General features: G+C 71.0%; 24 protein-coding genes. 12 read left to right on the plus strand and 12 right to left on the minus strand.

The genetic code is table 11. The features are described from left to right. The first annotated feature begins 53 nt into the window (after positions 1 to 53). Genes hutU through AS96_RS08235 form a run of 5 tightly spaced genes read left to right on the plus strand, consistent with a single transcriptional unit; the run spans position 54 to position 5,947 of the window. Positions 54 to 1,724 (plus strand): urocanate hydratase, encoded by a 1,671-nt coding sequence (hutU, locus tag AS96_RS08215; RefSeq protein WP_036288149.1) that lies wholly within the window; start codon positions 54 to 56, stop codon positions 1,722 to 1,724. After that, positions 1,721 to 2,914 (plus strand): allantoate amidohydrolase, encoded by a 1,194-nt coding sequence (locus tag AS96_RS08220; protein WP_051498803.1) that lies wholly within the window; start codon positions 1,721 to 1,723, stop codon positions 2,912 to 2,914. Before hutU ends, AS96_RS08220 begins: the two co-directional genes overlap by 4 nt. Continuing rightward, positions 2,911 to 4,212 (plus strand): formimidoylglutamate deiminase, encoded by a 1,302-nt coding sequence (locus tag AS96_RS08225; protein ID WP_036288153.1) that lies wholly within the window; start codon positions 2,911 to 2,913, stop codon positions 4,210 to 4,212. Before AS96_RS08220 ends, AS96_RS08225 begins: the two co-directional genes overlap by 4 nt. After that, a complete protein-coding gene (gene hutI, locus AS96_RS08230) occupies positions 4,209 to 5,375 on the plus strand; it encodes an imidazolonepropionase (RefSeq protein WP_036288156.1) in 1,167 nt (388 codons plus the stop codon). The genes AS96_RS08225 and hutI overlap by 4 nt, the downstream gene beginning before the upstream one ends. Then, a complete protein-coding gene (locus AS96_RS08235) occupies positions 5,372 to 5,947 on the plus strand; it encodes a HutD/Ves family protein (protein ID WP_197017282.1) in 576 nt (191 codons plus the stop codon). The genes hutI and AS96_RS08235 overlap by 4 nt, the downstream gene beginning before the upstream one ends. A 69-nt stretch (positions 5,948 to 6,016) precedes the next feature. On the opposite strand, the gene AS96_RS15710 is transcribed toward AS96_RS08235, so the two are convergent. Next, positions 6,017 to 7,144 (minus strand): HipA domain-containing protein, encoded by a 1,128-nt coding sequence (locus tag AS96_RS15710; RefSeq protein ID WP_155947541.1) that lies wholly within the window; start codon positions 7,142 to 7,144, stop codon positions 6,017 to 6,019. Here AS96_RS15710 and AS96_RS08250 point away from each other — a divergent pair. Next, positions 7,025 to 8,128 (plus strand): Gfo/Idh/MocA family protein, encoded by a 1,104-nt coding sequence (locus AS96_RS08250; RefSeq protein WP_231477181.1) that lies wholly within the window; start codon positions 7,025 to 7,027, stop codon positions 8,126 to 8,128. The two genes, AS96_RS15710 and AS96_RS08250, sit on opposite strands and share 120 nt — an antisense overlap. A 70-nt stretch (positions 8,129 to 8,198) precedes the next feature. Here AS96_RS08250 and AS96_RS08255 read toward each other — a convergent pair whose 3' ends face one another. From AS96_RS08255 to AS96_RS08270, 4 genes are all read right to left on the minus strand, one after another. Further along, entirely contained in the window at positions 8,199 to 8,738 is a 540-nt protein-coding gene (locus tag AS96_RS08255) for a hypothetical protein (RefSeq protein ID WP_036288165.1), read from the minus strand. Further along, positions 8,735 to 9,142, minus strand: a complete 408-nt coding sequence (locus AS96_RS08260; protein WP_036288168.1) for a DUF4383 domain-containing protein — start codon at positions 9,140 to 9,142, stop codon at positions 8,735 to 8,737. Before AS96_RS08260 ends, AS96_RS08255 begins: the two co-directional genes overlap by 4 nt. Before the next feature lie 88 nt (positions 9,143 to 9,230). Next, positions 9,231 to 10,019, minus strand: coding sequence for an alpha/beta fold hydrolase (locus AS96_RS08265; protein WP_036288171.1), 789 nt, complete (start codon positions 10,017 to 10,019; stop codon positions 9,231 to 9,233). 69 nt (positions 10,020 to 10,088) lie between these two features. Beyond that, on the minus strand, positions 10,089 to 11,006 hold the full coding sequence (locus tag AS96_RS08270) for an ROK family protein (RefSeq protein ID WP_036288174.1): 918 nt from the start codon (positions 11,004 to 11,006) through the stop codon (positions 10,089 to 10,091). A gap of 160 nt (positions 11,007 to 11,166) precedes the next feature. Between AS96_RS08270 and AS96_RS08275 the strand changes: the two genes are divergently transcribed. Continuing rightward, positions 11,167 to 12,273 carry a fatty acid desaturase family protein gene (locus AS96_RS08275; protein ID WP_036288177.1) on the plus strand — a complete coding sequence of 369 codons (1,107 nt, stop codon included), beginning with the start codon at positions 11,167 to 11,169 and terminating at the stop codon, positions 12,271 to 12,273. 30 nt (positions 12,274 to 12,303) lie between these two features. Here AS96_RS08275 and AS96_RS15260 read toward each other — a convergent pair whose 3' ends face one another. Beyond that, positions 12,304 to 12,459 carry a hypothetical protein gene (locus AS96_RS15260; protein ID WP_016464229.1) on the minus strand — a complete coding sequence of 52 codons (156 nt, stop codon included), beginning with the start codon at positions 12,457 to 12,459 and terminating at the stop codon, positions 12,304 to 12,306. A gap of 146 nt (positions 12,460 to 12,605) precedes the next feature. Between AS96_RS15260 and AS96_RS08280 the strand changes: the two genes are divergently transcribed. From AS96_RS08280 to AS96_RS08290, 3 genes are all read left to right on the plus strand, one after another. Further along, positions 12,606 to 12,881, plus strand: a complete 276-nt coding sequence (locus tag AS96_RS08280) for a hypothetical protein (protein ID WP_005049635.1) — start codon at positions 12,606 to 12,608, stop codon at positions 12,879 to 12,881. A 49-nt stretch (positions 12,882 to 12,930) separates the two neighbouring features. Then, positions 12,931 to 13,257 (plus strand): DUF7882 family protein, encoded by a 327-nt coding sequence (locus tag AS96_RS08285; RefSeq protein WP_036288180.1) that lies wholly within the window; start codon positions 12,931 to 12,933, stop codon positions 13,255 to 13,257. Positions 13,258 to 13,350: 93 nt separating this feature from the next. Beyond that, the gene (locus tag AS96_RS08290; protein ID WP_036288318.1) at positions 13,351 to 13,656 is read left to right on the plus strand and encodes a hypothetical protein; all 306 of its coding nucleotides are present in this window, start codon (positions 13,351 to 13,353) and stop codon (positions 13,654 to 13,656) included. A 5-nt stretch (positions 13,657 to 13,661) separates the two neighbouring features. On the opposite strand, the gene AS96_RS08295 is transcribed toward AS96_RS08290, so the two are convergent. The 3 genes from AS96_RS08295 to AS96_RS08305 all read right to left on the minus strand — a co-directional run bounded on the left by AS96_RS08295 (position 13,662) and on the right by AS96_RS08305 (position 16,506). After that, a complete protein-coding gene (locus tag AS96_RS08295) occupies positions 13,662 to 14,018 on the minus strand; it encodes a DUF7882 family protein (protein WP_036288183.1) in 357 nt (118 codons plus the stop codon). 501 nt (positions 14,019 to 14,519) lie between these two features. Then, positions 14,520 to 15,119 carry a flavin reductase family protein gene (locus AS96_RS08300; RefSeq protein WP_036288186.1) on the minus strand — a complete coding sequence of 200 codons (600 nt, stop codon included), beginning with the start codon at positions 15,117 to 15,119 and terminating at the stop codon, positions 14,520 to 14,522. Between the two features lie 76 nt (positions 15,120 to 15,195). Next, positions 15,196 to 16,506, minus strand: a complete 1,311-nt coding sequence (locus AS96_RS08305) for an O-acetylhomoserine aminocarboxypropyltransferase/cysteine synthase family protein (protein WP_036288189.1) — start codon at positions 16,504 to 16,506, stop codon at positions 15,196 to 15,198. Positions 16,507 to 16,602: 96 nt separating this feature from the next. On the opposite strand from AS96_RS08305, the gene AS96_RS08310 reads away from it, so the two are divergent. After that, positions 16,603 to 17,580 carry a Gfo/Idh/MocA family protein gene (locus AS96_RS08310; RefSeq protein WP_036288192.1) on the plus strand — a complete coding sequence of 326 codons (978 nt, stop codon included), beginning with the start codon at positions 16,603 to 16,605 and terminating at the stop codon, positions 17,578 to 17,580. 78 nt (positions 17,581 to 17,658) lie between these two features. Here AS96_RS08310 and AS96_RS08315 read toward each other — a convergent pair whose 3' ends face one another. Beyond that, the gene (locus tag AS96_RS08315; protein WP_036288207.1) at positions 17,659 to 18,240 is read right to left on the minus strand and encodes a J-domain-containing protein; all 582 of its coding nucleotides are present in this window, start codon (positions 18,238 to 18,240) and stop codon (positions 17,659 to 17,661) included. Between the two features lie 25 nt (positions 18,241 to 18,265). Next, the gene (locus tag AS96_RS08320) at positions 18,266 to 18,967 is read right to left on the minus strand and encodes a GTP pyrophosphokinase (RefSeq protein ID WP_036288210.1); all 702 of its coding nucleotides are present in this window, start codon (positions 18,965 to 18,967) and stop codon (positions 18,266 to 18,268) included. 372 nt (positions 18,968 to 19,339) lie between these two features. Here AS96_RS08320 and AS96_RS08325 point away from each other — a divergent pair, with 372 nt between their 5' ends. Continuing rightward, on the plus strand, positions 19,340 to 19,936 hold the full coding sequence (locus AS96_RS08325; protein WP_005049672.1) for a PadR family transcriptional regulator: 597 nt from the start codon (positions 19,340 to 19,342) through the stop codon (positions 19,934 to 19,936). A gap of 141 nt (positions 19,937 to 20,077) precedes the next feature. Here AS96_RS08325 and AS96_RS08330 read toward each other — a convergent pair whose 3' ends face one another. Further along, the gene (locus tag AS96_RS08330; RefSeq protein WP_036288214.1) at positions 20,078 to 20,923 is read right to left on the minus strand and encodes an NAD-dependent epimerase/dehydratase family protein; all 846 of its coding nucleotides are present in this window, start codon (positions 20,921 to 20,923) and stop codon (positions 20,078 to 20,080) included. Between the last annotated feature and the right edge of the window lie 5 nt (positions 20,924 to 20,928).

Consider the following 20,928-nt stretch of genomic DNA (forward strand, 5'->3'; position numbering starts at 1 on the left):
ATAACCCCACGGCATCCCCACATGAAGCGGCGCGAGGCGGGTTCACTGTCTGCATGACGACTCCCGGATCCGAGACCCGCACCATCCGCGCCGCCCGAGGCAACCGGCTCACCGCGAAGAGCTGGCAGACCGAGGGCCCGCTGCGGATGCTCATGAACAACCTCGATCCCGAGGTCGCCGAGCGCCCCGAGGATCTCGTCGTCTACGGTGGCACCGGACGTGCCGCGCGCAGCTGGGAGGCGTACGACGCGATCGTCCGCACTCTCGAGACGCTCGAGTCGGACGAGACGCTGCTCGTGCAGTCCGGCAAGCCCGTCGGCGTCTTCCGTACCCACGAGTGGGCGCCGCGCGTACTCATCGCCAATTCGAACCTCGTCGGAGACTGGGCCACGTGGCCAGAGTTCCGCCGCCTCGAGGCCCTCGGCCTCACGATGTACGGGCAGATGACGGCCGGGTCGTGGATCTACATCGGAACGCAGGGCATCTTGCAGGGCACGTACGAGACGTTCGCCGCGGTCGCGACGAAGCGCTTCGGTGGGACGCTCGCCGGCACCCTGACCCTCACCGGCGGCGCCGGCGGCATGGGCGGCGCGCAGCCGCTCGCCGTCACCCTCAACGAGGGCGCCGTCCTCATCGTCGACGTCGACCCCGGCCGCCTGCGCCGCCGCGTCGAGCACGGCTACCTCGACGAGATGACCGACGACCTCGACGACGCGATCGAGCGCGTGCTCGCCGCCAAGGCCGAGCGGCGCCCGCTGTCGGTCGGACTAGTCGGCAACGCCGCGACCATCTTCCCGGAGATCCTCGCGCGCGGCGTCGCCGTCGATATCGTCACCGACCAGACCAGCGCGCACGACCCGCTCAGCTACCTGCCCGTCGAGGTCTCCCTCGAGGACTGGCAGCGCGCTGCCGCCGACGACCCCGAGGAGTTCACTCGCCTGTCGCGCGCCTCGATGGCCGCCCATGTGAAGGCGATGGTCGAGTTCCAGGATGCCGGCGCCGAGGTGTTCGACTACGGCAACTCCATCCGCCGTGAGGCCGAGCTCGGCGGCTACGATCGCGCGTTCGCCTTCCCCGGCTTCGTCCCGGCCTACATCCGGCCTCTCTTCGCGGAAGGCCTCGGCCCCTTCCGCTGGGCGGCGCTCTCGGGTGACCCGGCCGACATCGCCGCGACCGACAAGGCCATCCTCGAGCTCTTCCCGAACGACGAGAAGCTCCGCCGCTGGATCACCGCCGCCGGCGAGAAGGTGCACTTCGAGGGTCTCCCCGCACGCATCTGCTGGCTCGGCTACAAGGAGCGCCACCTCGCCGGCCTGAAGTTCAACGAGATGGTCGCCTCCGGTGAACTGTCCGCCCCCGTCGCGATCGGCCGCGACCACCTCGACTCCGGCTCGGTCGCCTCGCCGTACCGCGAGACCGAGGCGATGGCGGACGGCTCGGATGCCATCGCCGACTGGCCCCTGCTGAACGCCCTCCTCAACACCGCGAGCGGCGCGACCTGGGTGTCCCTCCACCACGGGGGCGGCGTCGGCATCGGCCGCAGCATCCACGCCGGCCAGGTCGTGGTCGCCGACGGCACACCGCTGGCGGCGGAGAAGATCGAGCGCGTGCTCACCAACGACCCCGGCACGGGCGTCATGCGGCACGTCGACGCGGGCTACGAGCGCGCCGCCGAAGTGGCCCGTGAGCGCGGCCTGCGCGTGCCGATGTGGGAGCAGGGATGACCTCGAGCCTGGTGACGGGCGGCCGGTTGACGGGGCTGCACGAGCTCACCGGCATCGGCGTCGATCCCGTGCGCGGCGGATACTCGCGCCACCTCTGGCAGGAGCCCGACCTGCAGATGCGCGCCTGGTTCGTCCAGCGTGCCGAGGCGCTGGGGCTCTCCGTCGAGCACGACCGCAATGGCAACATCTGGGCGTGGCTCGGTGAACCCGGACCCGACGCGGTCGTCACCGGCAGCCACCTCGACAGTGTGCCCGGCGGCGGCGAGTTCGACGGGCCACTCGGCATCGTCGTCGCACTCGATGCCGTCGCGCGACTGCAGGCCGCCGGCAGTCGGCTCACCCGTCCGCTGGCCGTCGTCGCGTTCGCGGAGGAGGAGGGCTCCAGGTTCGGCATCGCGTGCATGGGCTCTCGGCTGATGACCGGCGAGCTCGCCCCCGACCGGGCGCGGGCGCTCCGCGACGAAGACGGCGTGAGCTTCGCCGAGGCGGCCGAGCGCGTCGGATTCGACGCGCGGCAGGTCGGGCGCGACGATGAGGCGCTCGGCCGCATCGGCGTCTTCGTCGAGGTGCACGTCGAGCAGGGGCGCGGGCTCATCGAGCTGGGTAGCCCGGTCGCCGTCGCGAGCTCGATCTTCGCGCACGGGCGATGGATGCTGACCTTCCGTGGGCAGGGGAACCATGCTGGCGCGACCGCGATGGGCGACCGCGACGACCCGATGGTCGCCGCAGCCCGCGCCGTGCTCGAGATCGAGCAGGCGGCGCTCGCCGCGGGCGACGCGCGTGCGACCGTGGGCCGCGTGAGCGCGGTGCCGGGCGGGACGAACGTCATCGCGTCGCGCGTGGAGCTGAGCCTCGACGCGCGCGCCGAGGAGGACGCCGACGTGCGCGACCTCGTTGCCGACATCGCGCGCCGTGTCGGGGCATCCGAGTTCGCCGAGCAGTCGTGGAGCGGCGCCGTCCGCTTCGATGAGAGCGTGCGCGACCGGCTACGCATGGCGCTGGGTGACGTGCCGGTGCTGCCGACGGGCGCCGGGCACGACGCCGGGGTCCTCGCCGGCACGGTGCCGACGGCGATGGTCTTCGTCCGCAACCCCACCGGCATCTCGCACGCCCCCGCCGAGTTCGCGGAGGCCGAGGACTGCCTCGTCGGCATCGACGCGCTCGTCACGGTGCTGGAGGAGCTGCAGTGAACATCTGGTGCGACCGGGTCGTCGACGCCGACGGCGTCCGCGAGCGCGTCCGGTTCACCCACGCCGGCGGCCTCGTCGCCGCGGTCGAGACGGACGTCGCTCCGCGCGGCGACGACGTCGTCCTCGGTACCGTGATTCCCGGGGTCGCGAACGCGCACTCGCACGCCTTCCACCGCGTGCTGCGCGGCCGCACCCACGCGCACGGCGGCGACTTCTGGCGCTGGCGCGAGAGCATGTACGCAGCGGCGGCACGGCTCGATCCCGAGAGCTACTTCGAGCTCGCGCGCGCCGTCTTCGCCGAGATGGTCACCTCCGGCTACACCGCCGTCGGGGAGTTCCACTACGTGCACCACCGGCAAGACGGCACCCCTTATCCTCACGAGATGGAGCGGGCGGTTGCCGCCGCCGCCGAGAGCGTCGGCATCCGGCTCACCCTCCTCGACACCGCCTACCTCACCGGCGGCATCGACCGTCCGCTCGCGCCGAAGCAGGAGCGCTTCAGCGACGGGTCCGCAGGCGCCTACCTCGATCGCTGGCATGAGCTGCGCGACCGCGTCGGCCACGGCGCCCGGCTCGGGGCCGCGGTCCACTCGGTGCGGGCGGTGCCGCGCGACGCGATCGCGCAGATCGCCGCCGGGCTCACCGCCGATGTGCCCCTCCACGTCCATCTGTCGGAGCAGCCGCAGGAGAACGCCGACTGCGTCGCCGCGTATGGTCTCACGCCCACCGAGCTGCTGAGCGAGGCCGGCGTACTGTCGGCACGCGCCACCGCCGTGCACGCCACCCACCTCACCGGCGGCGACATCGCGCTGCTCGGACAGGCCCGGGCATCCATCGTCATGTGCCCCACCACCGAAGCCGACCTCGGCGACGGGATCGGACCGGCGCGCGAGCTGCTGAGTGCCGGCGCGCGCCTCGCCGTCGGGTCGGATCAGAACGCCGTCGTCGACCCGTTCCTCGAGACCCGCGGCCTCGAGATGCACGAGCGGCTCGCGCACGGAGCGCGCGGCCGGTTCGCCCCCGCCGAGATCCTGCGTGCGGCCACCGCCGACGGTTACCGGTCGCTCGGCTGGCAGGTCGCGCCGCTGCAGCCCGGCGGGCCGTGCGACCTGGTCGAGATCGACGCCGCGTCGGCGCGCACGCTCGGGTCGCACCCGACCGAGCTCATGCTCACCGCGACCGCTGCCGACGCACGTCGCGTCATCGTCGGAGGGCACACCGTCGCCTCGCGCGGGCGCCTCGCCCACGGCACCAGCCCCGCCCAGCTGCTGCACGACGCACTCCGGAGGTTCCCATGAGCGAGCTCATCACCGGCATCGGCGAGCTGACCACCCACAGCGGCGAGTACGGGCGCCTCACGGATGCCGCCGTCGTGATCGACGGCGGTCGCATCGCGTGGGTCGGATCCGCGGCATCCGCCCCAGCGGCCGACACCCGCACCGACGCCGGCGGCCGCGCCGTGCTTCCCGGGTGGGTCGACACGCACACCCACATCGTCTTCGCCGGCGACCGTGGGGCGGAGTTCGAGGCCCGGATGGCGGGCGCGCCGTACGTCGCGGGCGGCATCACCTCCACCGTCGACGCGACCCGCGCCGCGACGGCGGATGAGCTCTTCGCGCGCGCCGACTCACTGCGACGTGAGGCGGAGCGGCAGGGCACGACCTACCTCGAGACGAAGACCGGATACGGTCTCGACGTCGAGGCCGAGGTCATGAGCGCGCGCATCGGCGCGCAGGTCGCCGACACCGTCACCTACCTGGGCGCGCACATCGTCCCGGCGGGCGTCGACCGCCGCGACTACATCGACCTCGTCACGGGGCCGATGCTCGCCGCCGTCCGCCCCTACGTCGACGCGATCGACGTCTTCTGCGAGACCGGCGCGTTCACGGTCGACGAGTCGCGGGAGATCCTGCGCGCGGGCGCTGCCGCGGGACTCGCGCTGCGCGTGCACGGCAACCAGCTCGGCCGCAGCGGCGGCGTCGCGCTCGCCGTCGAGCTGGACGCCGCGAGCGTCGACCACTGCAACCACCTCGACGCCGCCGACATCGACGCTCTTGCCGGCTCCGACACCGTTGCGACGTTTCTGCCGGTGTGCGACCTGTCGACACGCGAGCCGTTCGGACCCGCCCGGCAACTCCTCGACGCCGGGGGCCGGATCGCGCTCGCCACCAACTGCAACCCCGGCACGTCGTTCACGACCTCGATGGCACTGTGCGTCGCGACGGCCGTACTGCAGATGCACCTCACGATCGAGGAGGCCGTGTTCGCCGCAACCCGGGGCGCCGCGCGCGTCGTCGGCCGAGTCGAAGGCAGCGACGCCGTCGGCGTCATCGCCCCCGGTTCTCGCGCCGACCTGCAGATGCTCGACGCGCCCTCGATCGCCCACCTCGCCTACCGCCCCGGCGTGCCGCTGACCGCGGCCGTGTGGCGCGGCGGGCGCGCCGTGGTGCCGGCGCCGTGATCCTGCGACGCCAGCGCGATCGCACGCCCGTCGCCTGGCGCAACGGCGCGGGCGTCACCGAGGAGGTCGCCGCCGCGCGAACCGGCCGTATCGGCGACGGGGAGGGAGATCGCATCGCCTGGCGGGTGAGCATCGCAACCGTCGACAAGGCCGCGCCCTTCTCACGATTCGATGGCATCGACCGACTGCTGATGCCGCTCACGCCCGCCGGCATCCACCTCCGCCTGTCCGGAGCGGCGCGCGACGTCTCGCAGTTCGACGTCGTCGCCTTCCCGGGTGAGGCTGACGTCGCCTCGATCGAGGATGCGCCGGGAGCGCGGGACCTCAACCTCATGGTCGACCGCGCGTTCGGCGGGGGTCAGCTGGTGCGGAGCTACGTCACCGGCGCCCGCACGCTGCGCCGTCGCGCCGGCCAGGAGGTGGTCGTCGTCGTCGCGCTGTGCCCGACACTGCGATACCGCGGCGAGCAGCTCGAGGAGGGCGACGCGATCGTGGTCGACGACGACCGGACCGTCATCCTCAGCGGCTACGGATCTGTCGCCGAGGCGACGGTCGTTCGGGCCACGGGGTAGTCGCGGAAACGGCAACCCCTTTTCGTGGCGCGTCACGGTGTCACCTCCCCGTGCAGCAGTCCCGCCCGCTCAGGTGAGGGTGTCGCTGACTCTACGGGTCTGCGTGTAGGTTGCGTGCGGGTAGAGCGCGACGGCAGGGAGCTCTTTCAGCCGATCGGGGAGCGATTCGGTGACGACAGCGACGGCGGGTTGGATGCCTGCGGCGATCTGGAGGGCGAACTCCCGCAGGTGCCCTTCGTCAAGCCCGGCGTCGGCTTCGAGTCGTCTGATGCTGTCGGAGTTGAAAGTGCCGAGGGTGTTCGCGCCGTCGGCGGCGAAGGCGAGCTCGACGTTGTCGAACACTGCAGGGTCATGCGCGAGGACTTGCGCTCGCTGCGTGAACGGGAGTGAGCTGTTGAGGTCGTAGAAGGGGGCAAGCACGCTACGACCGGGCACATGGGTGAGGGAGTAGTTCTTGGAGTGGCCGTCGTTGTGACCGATGATCCAGGAGAAGACATGCAGTTTCGCGAACCGCTCCTTGGCGGTCTTGGCGTCGGCCGCGCTGAGGTTCCGGTCGAAGACGGTGAAGATGTCGCGGTAGCCGGGGCCGCCATCGGACTCGTACTTCTGAACTTGCGAGGTCCCGGTGGCTTGCGCGAGGTCTTCCTGGTGGAGTCGGCCGACGGTGCCATAGTCGTCGAAGCGGTCGAAGCGTTCCACGATGAGGACGTGCTCGCCGTCGAACTCGGCCATCACGGATGCGGCCGCATCGATCCCGAGCAGGCGCGCGACTTGCAGGGTGATGTGCTCGGTGACGTCGGAGCCGGGCAGTAGCTGGATGCCCGGCTTGAAGATGTGTGTCGACGGCTGCCGCCCAGATGGCTCGAACCACCGGTCACCGCGGAGGGTGAGCGCGAACTTCCCCTGAGCGCCGCCGAGCGAGAACCCCTCCTCGACTGCGCGATGCTGCAGCCAGTCGGAGTCGTCTCGACGGATTTGTCGGATCCGGTCGCCGATCTCCTCCTCGGTAAGCGACGTCAGGTTCTCCTCCTGCCTGGGTGATGCGCCTGCGGGGTAGAACTCCTGCGCGTCGGTGTCATCGGCGCCGGAGTCATCAGCCAGACCTACCTGGAGAACCTGACCTCGTTCCCCGACGTCGAGGTCGTGGCCGTGGGCGATCTCCTGCCTGAACGCGCCCAGGCCAAGGCCGAGGAGCACGGCGTGCCCAGCTGGGGCACGGGGGAGGGCGTGCTGTCGAATCCCGACGTCGACCTCGTCGTCAACCTCACGATCCCGGCGGTGCACGTCGAGGTGTCGAAGGCCGCCGTCGCCGCCGGCAAGCACGTCTGGACCGAGAAGCCGCTGGGCCTGGACCGTGAGAGCACGCGTGAACTGCTCGCGCAGGCCGAGGCGGCCGGCGTGCGCATCGGCTCGGCCCCCGACACGATCCTCGGCCCGGGCTTCCAGACCGCCAAGCGCGCCATCCGCGAGGGCGTCATCGGCACGCCGCTGTTCGTGCAGACGTCGTTCCAGACGCAGGGGCCCGACCTGTGGCATCCCGAGCCGGCGTTCCTGTTCGCACAGGGTGCGGGACCTCTCCTGGACATGGGGCCGTATTACTTCTCGGCGCTGGTGAGCCTGCTCGGTCCGGTCGCGGGCGTCACGGCGCGCGGCTCGCGCTGGCAGACGACGCGCCAGATCCACACCGGTGCGCGGGCGGGCGAGACCTTCCCCGTCGAGGTGCCCTCGACCGTCCAGGTGCTGACCTCCTTCGCCGGCGGACAGCACGGCACCCACCTGCTCAGCTTCGACTCGGCGCTGGAGCGACACGGCGTCATCGAGATCCACGGCTCCGAGGGCACGATCGTGCTGCCCGACCCGAACGCCTTCACCGGACGCATCGCGTACGTGAAGCCGCTCGGTGTGATCCGTGACGGCATGCGCTTCGAGCAGGAGTGGGTCGAGATCCCGGCGCAGGGCACCGTCGTCGGTCGCGGCCTCGGCGTGCTCGACATGGCACGCGCCATCGCGGACGGACGGCCGCATGTCGCGACCGGCGAACTCGGCTATCACGTGCTCGACGTCATGCTGTCGGCGCAGGAGTCCGCCGGTACCGGCGAGACGCTGACGATCGACAGCACCGTCGCCGACGTGCCGCTTCTGCCCGAGGGGTTCGACCCCTTCCAGAGCACGCTGGCCTGAGCCGCGGCCACGCGCACACCGAGAGGGGTGGATGCCGGGAGCACCGGCATCCACCCCTCTTCGTCGCCTGTCAGTGGCCGGCGTGCGGATCGACGATCATCACGGTGCCGTCGGGGCGCACGAGTGCCGCGTCCTGCACGGCGCCGAGTGCCGGTGTGGCCACGACGGCCACGAGGGCGGCGGCCAGCAGCAGCGGAACCGTGCGGATCGCGCCGGCCGGTGCCACGCGCCGGCGAGCGTCGGCGATGATCATCACGGCCGCCGTCAGCAGGAGGATGACCGCGACCGCGGCGGCCAGAATGCTCGCGCGGCCTCCGGTCAGAACGACGAGCGCGGCGACGCCGAAGACAGTGACGAGCGTCGACGCCGCCGCGGTCCGGGGCAGGAGCAGGCGGCCGGCGCTCAGCGCTGCCGCACCCCAGGCCAGCCACAGCAGTCCCGCCACGGCGAGGACGACTCCCGACCCGCGGGCCGCGCCCGAAGACGCCTCACCCGTGATGGCGGCCGCGCCCATGCCGATCGAGACCAGGCCCGCCCCCCACGCGAGCGGCACGGTCCAGGCGCGCAGGGCGGCTCCCGGAGCGGCCGCCGCGCGGGAGGGCGCGCTCATGCCGTGACCGACCGTGCGCCGGGCTCGGCGCCGAGAGCCACACCGAGCAGCACGATCGCGCTGGCGAGGTGCAGGAAGTGGTCGGGGACGTTCAGCGCGAGGATGTTCGCCGAGGTGCCGACGAGAAAGAAGCCGACCACGCCCAGCAGCAGATAGGCGGCGCCGATGGTAGCGTTGACCGTCTTGGCGGCGCGCACGCCGCTGAGGCCCGCGATCACGAGCGCGGCACCGATGAGAAGGTGCGCGATGTTGTGCAGCGGGTTCACGGCGAAGATCCCCAGCAGCAGTCCGCCGTCGGTGGCGAGGAATCCCACGCCGCCGGTGACGGCGAAGCCCAGGGCGCCGACGACGAGGTAGACGGCGCCGAAGACGGTGGCGACGAGACGGTTCGGTGACGAGTTCATGACGGACCTCCTGTTCGGGTCGCGACCGGTGTCGTGACGGAGGTTGTTCGAGGCTCGACGCCGAACGGATTGGCGGGCGGGCTGCGCGTCAGGCGAGCCGCGCCGCCAGGATCCGTGTCGCCGCGTGCGCATCGAGTCGATGACCGATCGACTCCGGCGAGATGATCAGCTCGGCGTGCGGCATCGCCGCCGCGAGGCGCTCGGCCGCCGCGCTGAGGAACGGGAAGGTCTGCTGACCGCAGAGGATCGTCACCGGGACGTCGACGGCGAGCATGGCATCGGTCGGCGTGGACAGCTCGCGCGCGAGTGTCGCGTCGTAGACGGTCGACTGTGCCAGCGGCACGACACCGGCGAAGGCGTCGGTCGCGCGGAACTGCGCGATCATCGCGTCGGGAAGTCCGACCGCCTCGCGCTGGAACAGGACGACGGCCTCCTCGCGATCTCCCGCGTCGACGAGCGCCTGGATGCGCGAGGGGAGATCGGGAGCCGGCTCGTGGACGCCGAAGTGGAACGGGGGTTCGGACAGGAACAGTGCGCGCACCGGCACGCCCGTCTCGGCGACGAGGGATGCCGCGTACAGGCCGATCACCGCGCCGGAGGAGTGGCCCAGCACCGCCGCCTCCCCTCCCGCGCCGGCGATGACGGCCGCCAGATCCTCCGCCTCCCGACGCACCGAGAACGGCTTCGTGTCGCCGCTGTCGCCGCGGGCGCGCCGGTCGTATGTGATCGCCCGGAGGCCCGCATCGGCCAGCGCCGCGCCGAGCGCGGCGGCATCCTTCGCCGTCGACAGGGCGCCGTTGACGATCACGACGGCGGGCCCCGATCCGGTGTCGTGGACGGCGAGTCGGGTTCCGTCGGCGGAGGTCACATGATGCATGGCCCGATGCAAGCACCGACCCTCGACGTCGTCAAGACATCGCGTGGCGTCGGAGCGCAGGGGGCGGATTCAGAGCAGGTCGGCGCGGTGCACGAGTGCGCCGGCGCCGATGAGCGGGGCATCCCCGCCCAGCCCGGCACGCACGACCTTCAACCGCCCGGCGTAGGCGTTGACGGCGCTGTCGCGAACGACGCGTTCGATGCGGTCCGGATAGTCGTCCGCCACGAACGAGAACCCGCCGCCGACGACCGCCAGCTCGAGATCCAGCAGGGTCGCCGCGCTCGTGAGGCCGACGCCCACCGCGTGCGCGGACCGTGCGACCGCCGCGATCGCCACGTCCTCGCCCGCGCGGTACGAGACCGCGAGCTCCTCGCCGGTCGTGCCCGCCCAGCCCTGGGCGCGCGCCCAGGCGACCGTGTGCGGTCCCGAGGCACGCTGCTCGAGGGTGGATGCCGCCGGCTCGCCGTCGATGTCGGCGACGAGGATCTGACCGAGGTGTCCCGCGTTGCCCGAACCACCGGCGACGAGTCGCCCATCCGACACGATGCCGCCGCCGACACCCGTCGACACGACGAACACGATCGCGTTGCGGACCCCGCGCGCGGCACCCCGCCACGCCTCGGCGAGGGCGATGCACGTGCCGTCCAGGCGCAGCGTCACGGCGTCCAGCCCACTGGCGGTTCGCACCGCCGCCACGATGGCGAATCCGTGCGCCGCGGGAAGGTTGATCGGCGCGATGGTGCCGGCGGTGATGTCGATCGGCCCGGCCGCGCCGATGCCCGCCGCGACGACCTCGTTCCACCGCGGGTGCGCGCGGCATCCGTCGATCACCTCCGTGAGGCCGCGCTCGAGCACGGTGAGGTCCGTGGCGGCGCCCGCGCCGGTCGGGGTGCGGTGGCGCGAGCCCTCGATGATCGCGCCGTCCGCGTCGACGAGGGCGCCCTCGATCTTCGTGCCGCCGAGATCGATCGCCAGTGCCAGAGTCATGCCGCGTCCTTGAGGAGTCGTCGAGAGGGGCGGGGCCGGGAGTATGCCGGGCGCCGTATAGATGTAAGCGTAGTGTCGGCGCCAGCGATCGGCACCCGCCTTTGGCTTCGCCCCACGGGCATCGTCTCCCGCGATGGACCGCCGATCAACGGAGCCGGTCATGGCCACACTCACCCCCGCATCCACTCTCGGCCCGATCCGACAGACGTACGCGACGTCGGAGACGTTCCCGCCGGTCGCGCGTTCGTACACCCAGGTGTCGCAGGTGGTGAAGGAACTCGGGCTGCTGCGCCGGGCTCCGGTCTTCTACGCTCTCGTCGGCTCGGCGCTGGCCCTCTGCCTCGCCGGATGCGTCGCCGGCTTCGTCCTGCTGGGCCAGAGCTGGTTCCAGCTGCTCATCGCGGCGGCGCTCGGCATCGTGCTGACCCAGGTGGCGTTCCTCGCCCACGAGGCGGCGCACCGGCAGATCCTGTCCTCGGGGCCGGCGAACGATCGCCTTGCGCGCATCCTCGCCGCCGGCGTCGTCGGCATCAGCTACTCGTGGTGGGACTCCAAGCACTCCCGCCACCACGCCAACCCCAACCGCGTGGGCAAGGACCCCGACATCGAGGTCGACACGATCTCGTTCCTCGTCGAGGATGCCGTGCAGGCCCGCGGCATCCGCCGGTTCATCACCCGCCGCCAGGGCTGGTTCTTCCTCCCGCTGCTGACGTTGGAGGGGCTCAACCTGCACGCGCACGGCATCCGCCACCTGCTGTCGCGGCAGCCGGTGAAAAAGCGCGGACTCGAGTTGGCGCTCATCACGACGCGACTCGCGGTCGTCATCGTCCCGGTCTTCCTGCTCCTGCCGCTCGGGATGGCCTTCGCCTTCCTCGGCGTGCAGCTCGCCGTGTTCGGCGTGTACATGGGGGCATCGTTCGCCCCGAACCACAAGGGCATGCCCGTCATCGATGCGAACGCCCGACTGGACTTCTTCACCAAGCAGGTGCGCACGTCCCGCAACATCAACGGCGGCTGGTGGGCCACCTGGATGTTCGGCGGCCTCAACCACCAGGTCGAGCACCACCTGTTCCCGAGCATGGCCCGCCCGCACCTCTCGCGCGCTCGTGCCGTCGTCCGTGACTACTGCAAGAGCGCCGGCATCCCGTACACCGAGACGAGCGTGTGGCGCTCATACGCCATCGTCATCGACTACCTGAACCGCGTCGGCCTCGCGGCGCGCGATCCGTTCGACTGCCCGATGGTCGCCGGCTACCGCCGCGCCTGACGGCCCACGGCGGCGCCGGCTGCGGTCGCGTCAGGCGTTGCGCTTCACGACGCGCATGAGCCACGCGATGATCGCGATGAGCAGAATGACCAGTCCGATCCACAGCAGGAACTTCGCCGCCTCGACGAAGACGCCGAGAAGGATCAGGACGATACCGACGATGAGAAGGATGAGTGCGAGTGCCATGCGCTCAGTGTGCCCTCGTCGCGCGCGCGGGCGCGGGGGGTTGACATCGTCGCGGGAGGCTGTCAAGCCCCTCGTCGAGGCCGCCCGGTTCGGCTGTACTGAGGATCACCATCCCACGTACTGACGATCCCCGGCGAGGTCGAACCGTGAAAGACATCCTGATCGAGGGGCATCGCATCCTCACGACCGATGACGTCGCGGATGCGGTGCTGACGTACGCGCAACGCCTGAACCAGACCGGCTCCACCGACATCGTCGAGTTCCCCAGCATCGACGACGGTGCCCTCAGCGTCTGCCGGATGCTCCTCGGCAGCGGCATCCCCGTCGCCGTCTTGGATGCGACGACCTCGCTCGCCTCCGACATCCTGGGTGCCGACCGGGCGTGCGCGGAGATCTCCCGACGCACGGCGGCGCTCGCCTGACGGATCGAGCCGATCGGGGCGTACGTGACTCGCACGTTACTCTGGAGCGGTGGGACGGTTCAGTTACGACGGCAATGTGAAAGCCGATTTCGACGATCGCGTGCTCGCGCACCTGCAGGTCGTCATCAGTCAGAAACTCCGCCGCGGCGAGACATTCACCTTCACATGGCGCAACGACACGAGCCTCGGTGACGGGCGCACGGCCATCTGGCTGCACCCGCACGCGTCGATCGTCTACTCGTACCACGGCAGCCGTCAGCCCGCCCTGAACCGGGCGTGGCTGGAGGCGCTGACGCACGCCGCGAACTCGACGGCGGGGTTGCAGATCGTCCCCGAGCCCGAGGGGCCTTACTCCGGTGAGGTCTTGACCGGCTGACGGCCTCGCGCGTCGCACGGGCGAGGGGACCTGTCAATCCCCTCGCCCCGCCGGCTGGTTTCCCCGACACTGGGGGAGAAGGTGGTGACGACGATGACGGCGACGACGCAGACAGCGCATGTCGGCGGCCACCTCGAACTCCTCCCGATCGATGAGGATGCCTGGCGGTTGTGCGACCGGCGCGTGAGCGCACGCGACGCCGAATTCGTCGTGGCCTACATCGAGCGCACGGACGACGGGTTCGAGACGGTCTGGATCAGAGGCGGTGCTCGGCGATCACGTCTGTCGTCGCTGGAGGAGTGCGTCGAAAGAGGCGAAGAGATCCTCCGGGCGCAAGAACAGTCGACCTCGAGCCGGCCGGTTCCGATCCCGCACTTCCCTCCGGCGCGCGGACTCTGAAGCGATCAGTCGTCGGCGACGGCGACCGTCTGGGGAGCGTTGTCCGCGTCACCCTCGACCGACTCGATCTGCTCTTCGGTGAGCTGGATGCCGCCGGACGTGCTCGCCGACTGGGCCAACTCTTCGATCCATGCACGGTTCAGCTCGGTGGGTTCGGGATCGTCGAAAACGAAGCGCAACGGGATCGATGGATGCAGCCAGATGGTGCTGCGGCCTCGGGTCTCGCCGTCGGGGTGCTGCCACGACACGGTGAAGCTCTCGCCGCGACGGAGCTTGGTGGCCACGACCACCTTCAGGTGTGCGAGCACCCTGTCCTCGATATGGATCGGAGTAGCCGAGCCCCCGTAATAGATCGTGCCCACGGTGCGATTGTAGGCCGTGCGGCGGCGATCAGGGAGCGACGAGACTCACGCCGGCCTGCACGAGCGCGTTCGCGAGAGGGGGAGGTGGGGGAGCGTCGGTGATGAGGTAGTCGACGCCCTCGAGGGGGGGCGACCCGGGCGAAGAGCCGACGTCCGAGTTTGGAGGAGTCGGCGAGCACCGCCGTCCGGTCGGCGCGGTCGATCAGCTCCGCCATCATGGTCGCGTCGCCGAGGTTGCTCGTCGAATACCCGGACCCTGCGTGATCGTGCCGACGGCTCCGCCGAACACGTAGAGGTCGCGAAACGCCGACGGGGCGATCTCCGCGGGGATCCTCAGATTGTTGGTCGCGATCGTCAGATCGCGGTGTCCTCGGAGGGCGGGAACGACGTGGCTGATCGCGGCGGCCGAGGGCGATGTCGTCGCCAGCGGCCGCGGTGAGCTTCTGGTCGCGCGGCCACCGGCGCCGTAACCTGTCGCGTTCGGTGCCCGGGCGGGCGGCGTCAGGAGATGCGGGAGAGCTCGCCGAGGCGGTGCCAGGTGCGGTTGTGGTAGACCAGCGCGTCGCCGGGCTCGCCCGGGGCGACGTCGCGCTCGAGCTGGGACTGCAGCGCGTGCGCCGCGAACACGGTGGAGCCGCCGGCATCCATCCGCTCGATGACGGCGCACCGCACCCACGCGCGCACATCGTGGTACACCGGCTCGCCGGTGACCAGACGTGACCACGGCTGCGACCCGTCGAAGCGATCGACGCCGCTGGTGGCGCCGAGGCGGGCGAGGTCGAGGTCGTGGGCGTCGAGCAGGTGGACGACGACCGTCTCGGCCTTCGCGAGCACGGCGGCCGACGATGAGAGGGCCGACACCGAGAAGATCAGCAGGGGAGGCTCGGCGCTCACGCTCGCGACACTCGTCGCGGTGAGCGCGACCGGTCCGTCGCCGGCGTCGGCGGTGATGACGGCGACGCCGCCCGGGTGGCCGCGGAAGAGCGCCTTGAACTCGTCGGCCGACAGCGACGACGAGAAGCCCGGTGAGGTGAGGTCGGTGGTGTGGTGGGCGGGGGCATCGACCGGCACGGCGATCGGTGCGGTGGGCGACGAGGTCATATCTCCACGGTAAACGCCCTGGCGCAGGCCGGCTCCGTCAGACGCAATACGGCGACATGTCCGGAGCCGTGATCCGTCAGGAAGAGGCTGCGGCGAGAGCCCGGTCCAGGTCGGCGATGAGGTCGGATGCCGTCTCGATGCCGATCGAGAGCCGGATGAGTCCGTCGCCGATTCCGAGCCGCTCCCGCTCCTCGGGCGGGAACGACACGTGCGTCGTCGTCGCCGGATGCAGCGCCATCGAGCGGACATCGCCGATGTTCGTCATACGGCTGATGAGGCGAAGGCTGTCGAAGAAGCGCTCCGCGGCGGCCCGTCCGCCCCGGACGGTGAAGGCGAACACCGATCCGGCGTGGCCGCCGAAGCGCTCTCGCGAGATGCGGTGGAAGGGGCTCGTGGGCAGAGCCGCGAAGTCGACGCTCTCCACGGCGGGGTGCGTCGCCAGCCACGCGGCGACGATCTCGGCATTCTCGAGGTGCTTCGCCATGCGCAGCGACAGGGTTTCGATGCCCTGCTGCAGCAGGAACGAGTTGACCGGCGACAGAGCGGCGCCGAGGTCGTTGACGATGCCGAAGCGCAGGTAGGCCTCGAGTGCGCGCTCGCCGTGGCTGTCCACGAGCGCGGGGCGGCCCGGGGCGGCCGGCGCGGTCAGTCCCGGGTAATCGCGGGACGAGCCGGCCCAGTCGAAGCGGCCGCCGTCGACGATCACACCCGACAGGGCGGCGCCGTGCCCGGTGAGGAACTTCGTCGAGGAGTGCACGACGACATCGGCGCCGTGCTCGAGCGGGCGGATCAGGTACGGGGTCGCGACGGTGTTGTCCACGATCAACGGGATCGTGTGCCGCTGTGCGATGCGAGCGACTGCGGCGACGTCGACGAGGTCGTTCTTCGGGTTGGGGATCGTCTCGACGAAGATCGCCTTCGTCTGCGGCGTGATCCGCCGCTCCCACTCGTCCTCGTCCGCAGCGTCGCGGACGTAATCGGTCGACACGCCCAGTCGTGCGAAGGTGCGATCGAACAGGATGCGCGTGCCGCTGTAGATGCTCGCGGTCGACACGAGGCGTTCGCCCGCGCCGGCGAGGCCCAGCAGCAGCGCCGTGATCGCCGCTTGGCCCGAGCCGACGACGATCGCCCCGGTCCCTCCTTCGAGCGAGGCGATACGACGCTCGGCGACCTCGTGGGTCGGATTGAGGTTGCGGGAGTACAGCTGACCCGTCTCGGCGCCCGTGAAGCGGTCCTCGGCTTGCGCGAACGAGTCGAAGCGATAGGCGGCCGTGAGGTAGATCGGGGTGATGCGCGCGCCGTGGTTGCGCTCGTCGACCTCGCCGGCGTGCACCTGTCGGGTGTCGAAACCGTAGTCGGCGCTATCGGGCTGCATGCTCACCAGCACAGATTAGGGCGGCGCGGGCGATTGTGACGGATCGGCCGTAACACTTCGCGGCATCCCTTGCGCGTGAGCCTCCACCGGCGCCGCTAGCGTGGAACCATGAGCGACAAAGCACGCTGGGCGGTCCTGGGCGCCGGCGTCATCACGGGTGACTTCCTCGCGGCGCTGCCGCACGCCGAACACGGAGTCCTGCACGCCGTGGGCGCGCGCGACGGCATCCGGGCGCGTGAGTTCGCCGACCGGTACGGCGCTGCGGTCGCCGGCACGTACGACGAGGTGCTCGCGCGCGACGACGTGGATGCCGTGTACATCGGCACCGTCCACACGACCCACGCCGAGCTCGCCCACGCCGCGCTCGATGCGGGCAAGGCGGTGCTGTGCGAGAAGCCGCTGGGCATCTCGGTCGCCGAGACGGAGGCCGTGCTCGCCCACGCTGCGCGCGTCGGGCTTCCCGTCGTCGAGGCGTTCAAGTACCGCTTCGGTCCGTTCGCAGAGCAGCTGCGCCGGCTCGTCTCCTCCGGCGCGATCGGCGAGCTGCGATCGGTGGACTCCACGCTCGGGTTCGCCGCCGACGCTCATGACGGGCGTCTGTTCGACCCGGCGACGGCCGGCGGCGCGATCCTCGACGTCGGATGCTACCCGGCATCCCTCGCCGTGGGTCTGGCCGCGTGGGCGGGCATCGACCACCCGCCCGTGATCGTGGATGCCGACGGCGTCGTCGGCGCCGTCGATGAGCAGGCCCGGGCCACCGTCGCGTTCGGCGGGTTCGAGGCGCGCATCGCCACCGCGATCACCGCGGACCTTCCCCGCCGTGCGGTGGTGCGCGCAGCGGAGGGCGTCCTCGAGATCGAGAACGTCTGGGGCAGTCGCGTGGTCTCGACCGCCGACGCCGTGCTGCGCCGCCCCGACGGCACCGTCGAGCGGATCCACACGCAGACGTCCAGTCCCATGGCCGTCGAGGCCGATGCGACGATCCTGGCCCTGCGGGACGGCCGCCCCGAGGCTCCCGAGATGCCGTGGGCGCAGACCCGCACGACCGCACGCCTGCTCGAGGACTGGCGGGCCGCGATCGGCTGAGCCGGGTCGTGCTGTGCGCTCGCCGCTGCGGAGTTCACAGAATCGGAAACCATCAACGGATGCGCAACCGCTGCCGGTTCAGCGTCTGCGGAACAGACCGCGCCGGCGTCGAGGCTCGGGCGGTGACGGCGGGGTGGATGCCGCCGCGGCGCGCTGCCGCCGGCGCTCGTGCCACGCGGCGACCTCGGCGTCGACGTCGCGGGTGGCCGTCACGACGGGCGGACCGCCCTGGAGCTGGCGGCGGGCCTCGACCACGCGGCGGTTGAAGTCCTCGACGTGGGCGCGCACGTCGGCGTCGCGCGTCAGGGTGTCGAGGGTCTGTGTGAACTCGGCATCCTCGGTGCGCAGCATCAGCGCGGCAGGACCGAGGCCGGTGAGGCGCTCGTTCTGGATCTTGCGGCGGATCCACCAGTCGGGGTCGTGGTGATCGCCGAGGCCTTCCAGCGGCTTGCCGGCGCCGGGCAGGTCGTCGAAGTCTCCGCGGCGGATCGCCTGCTGGATGGCCGTCTCGACGTACAACGCGCGTTCGTGGGCTGTGGGCGTGCCGTGCGCGCGGGGAGGTGCATCGTCGGCGCCGTCCGCGGCGGGACTGTCCCCGGACGCGCGCGCCTCCTGCGCGATCCGGTAGCGCGCCGCCTCCAGGCGCGGATCCTCGCTCATGCGTCCAGGTTAGGCGCCGGCGCGCTCAGACGGCCCGGATCGTCGCCGAGGCCGGACCGTGCAGCTGTCCGTGCAGGCGTTCCATGCGGGCATCCAGCAGGGATGCCGAGTCGGCCGCCTCTTTGAGTTCGGCGAGCAGTCCGTCGGGAACCGCGCCGGCGTACTTGTAGTAGATCTTGTGCTCGAGGCTCGCCCAGAAGTCCATCGCGATCGTGCGGAACTGCACCTCGACGGCGACGTCGACCCGCCCCGACGAGAGGAACACGGGGACCTCGACGATCACGTGCAGACTCTTGTAGCCGTTGGCCTTCGGGTGGGCGATATAGTCCTTCACCTCGCGCACGGTGATGTCGTCCTGCTGGGTGAGCAGGTCGAACAGGCGGTAGGCGTCCTTCGTGAAGCTCGTCGTCACCCGGATGCCGGCGATGTCGGTGATGGCCGCGCGGATCGCGTCGAAGCTGGGGTCGACACCCTTACGCGTGATCTTGTCGACGAGGCTGTCGGCCGACTTCACCCGACTGGAGACGTGCTCGATCGGGTTGTAGTCGTGCATCAGCAGGAATTCGTCGCGGAGGATGCCGAGCTTGGTCTCGACCTCCCGCAGGCCGAACTGGTACTCGAGCAGGAAACGCTGGAACTCGTCGCGCATCATCCGCAGCTGCTCGGCCGAGAAGGTCGTCACTCCCTCGTCGGTCGAGATGGACAGGGGCTGCGAAATCGCTTCCATGGTCTCGACCGTAGCCAGCCCTCCTCGGCGCCGGCTGTGCGAACCGGGGGAATCCGGCCGAGCGCCAGGCGAGAATGGAGGGATGCCGTCGTCCACCCCGCCCGCCCGCTTCGGTGACCGCGTGCGGGCCGAGGCGGCCCACGTCGCGCGGAGCCTCGCGACGTTCGGTGCCGCGCGCGGCCGGCGCTGGCCGGTGCCGAGCGCATCCTCGACACCGTGGTCGGGGCGGCGGTGGGAACGGCGGCGGCGCTCGCGGTGCGGCTGCGGTCCGAGGACTGACGGCGGTCGGCGACCCTGTTGGCGCGGCGTCGGGGGATTTTCCGCGTATGCATATACTGAGAAATCACATAATCGAGAGTCGGGGGAACGCGGATGTCGGTGCGTCAGAGCCTGTTGGCGATCCTCGATCAAGCTCCGTGCTACGGCTATCAGCTGCGCGCCGAGTTCACTCGACGCACCGGAGCGGCTTCGCTGAACGTCGGCCAGATCTACAACACCCTGGAGCGCCTGGAGCGCGACGGACTGGTCTCCAAGGATGACGTCGACGCCGAGGGCCACGTGTACTGGCGCATCACGGATGCCGGTTCCGCCGCCGTCCGCGAGTGGTTCGACTCTCCCGTGGAGCGGGTAGAAACGACCCGCGACGAGTTGGCGCTGAAGGTCGCGCTCGCAGCGACCCTGCCCGGCGTCGATGTGCTGCACCTGGTGCGCGCGCAGCGCGAAGCCTCGCAGGGGCGGCTCGACGAGCTGACGGCGCGTTACGTCGCCGTGGATGGCGGCGACCCGGCATCCGTGGTGGCAGCGCTGCCGCTGTCGGCGTCGCTGTTCGCCGCCGAGTCGGAGGTGCGCTGGCTCGCACACGTCGAGGACAGGCTCTCCGGCCCGTCATCCGTGTCGCTGGCGCAGGGTCTCTCGTCCGACCGGCCCAAGCGGGGGAGACCGGCGAAGGCCGCCGTCGCCGCGCGGTGAGTGGTGCTTCGCGGTCCCCGCGCCGCCAGGCTGCGGGTGTTCGATGCCGGGGCCGCCGTGCCCTCGCGTCGGTTGGCGCTCGCGCCGGCAACGGCGGCGTCATTCCCGGCGGACGCGCCAACTGAACCGCTCGCGCGCGGCTCAGACCTCGTCGCGCCAGGAGTGCTGCGGCGACCAGCCCAGCAGGCGCTGCGCCTTTGCGGTCGAGAACAGCGAGTCGTTGACGCCGAGCTCGCCCCGGATCTCGACGTCAGGGAAGACATCCGCGACGAGTTCCGCGTTCGGGCGGCTCATGACGGTGTCGCCGGCCGCGATGAGGAAGTGGTCGAAGCCGGCGGGGGCCACCTCGAGCGCGCGGGCGATGACCGCGGCGCCGTCGCGGGCGTCGATGTAGCTCCAGAGGTTCCATTTGCGCTGCGTCGCGTCGGCGTCGAACGACGGGAACTCCGCATAGTCGGCGGGAATCATGACGTTCGAGAAGCGCAGCGCGGTGACCGACACCTCGGGGTGCCAGCGCACGAGCTCCTTCTCCATCGTCTCCTCGAGGTGCTTCACCAGGGAGTAGACCGATTCGGGACGTGCGGCATAGGCCTCGTCGACGGGGATGTAGGGCGGCGGCACGTCGAAGGGCAGGCCCTGCACCGTCTCGCTGGACGCGGTGACGATGCGGGTGATCCCGAGGCGGATCGCCGCCCACATCACGTTGAACGTGACGGCGATGTTGTTGTGGAAGGTCGCGACGTCGGAGCGGATGCCGGGAGCAGGGATGGCCGCGAGGTGCACCACCGCGTCGAGCCCGTCGTGCTGGTCGTTGACGGCCTGCAGCGCGTCGACGGTCTGCCCGTAGTCGGTGAAGTCGACCTGCACGAACCCGGCGCCGCGGGCACCGACGACGTCCATCCCGACGACCTCATGGCCGCTCGCGCGCAGCTCACGGACGACGACGGTTCCCAGCTTTCCGGATGCTCCGGTCACGGCGATACGCATGGTCC

Origin of the sequence: Microbacterium sp. MRS-1 (assembly GCF_000585455.1) — a bacterium.
GTDB classification, from domain to species: Bacteria; Actinomycetota; Actinomycetes; order Actinomycetales; family Microbacteriaceae; genus Microbacterium; species Microbacterium laevaniformans.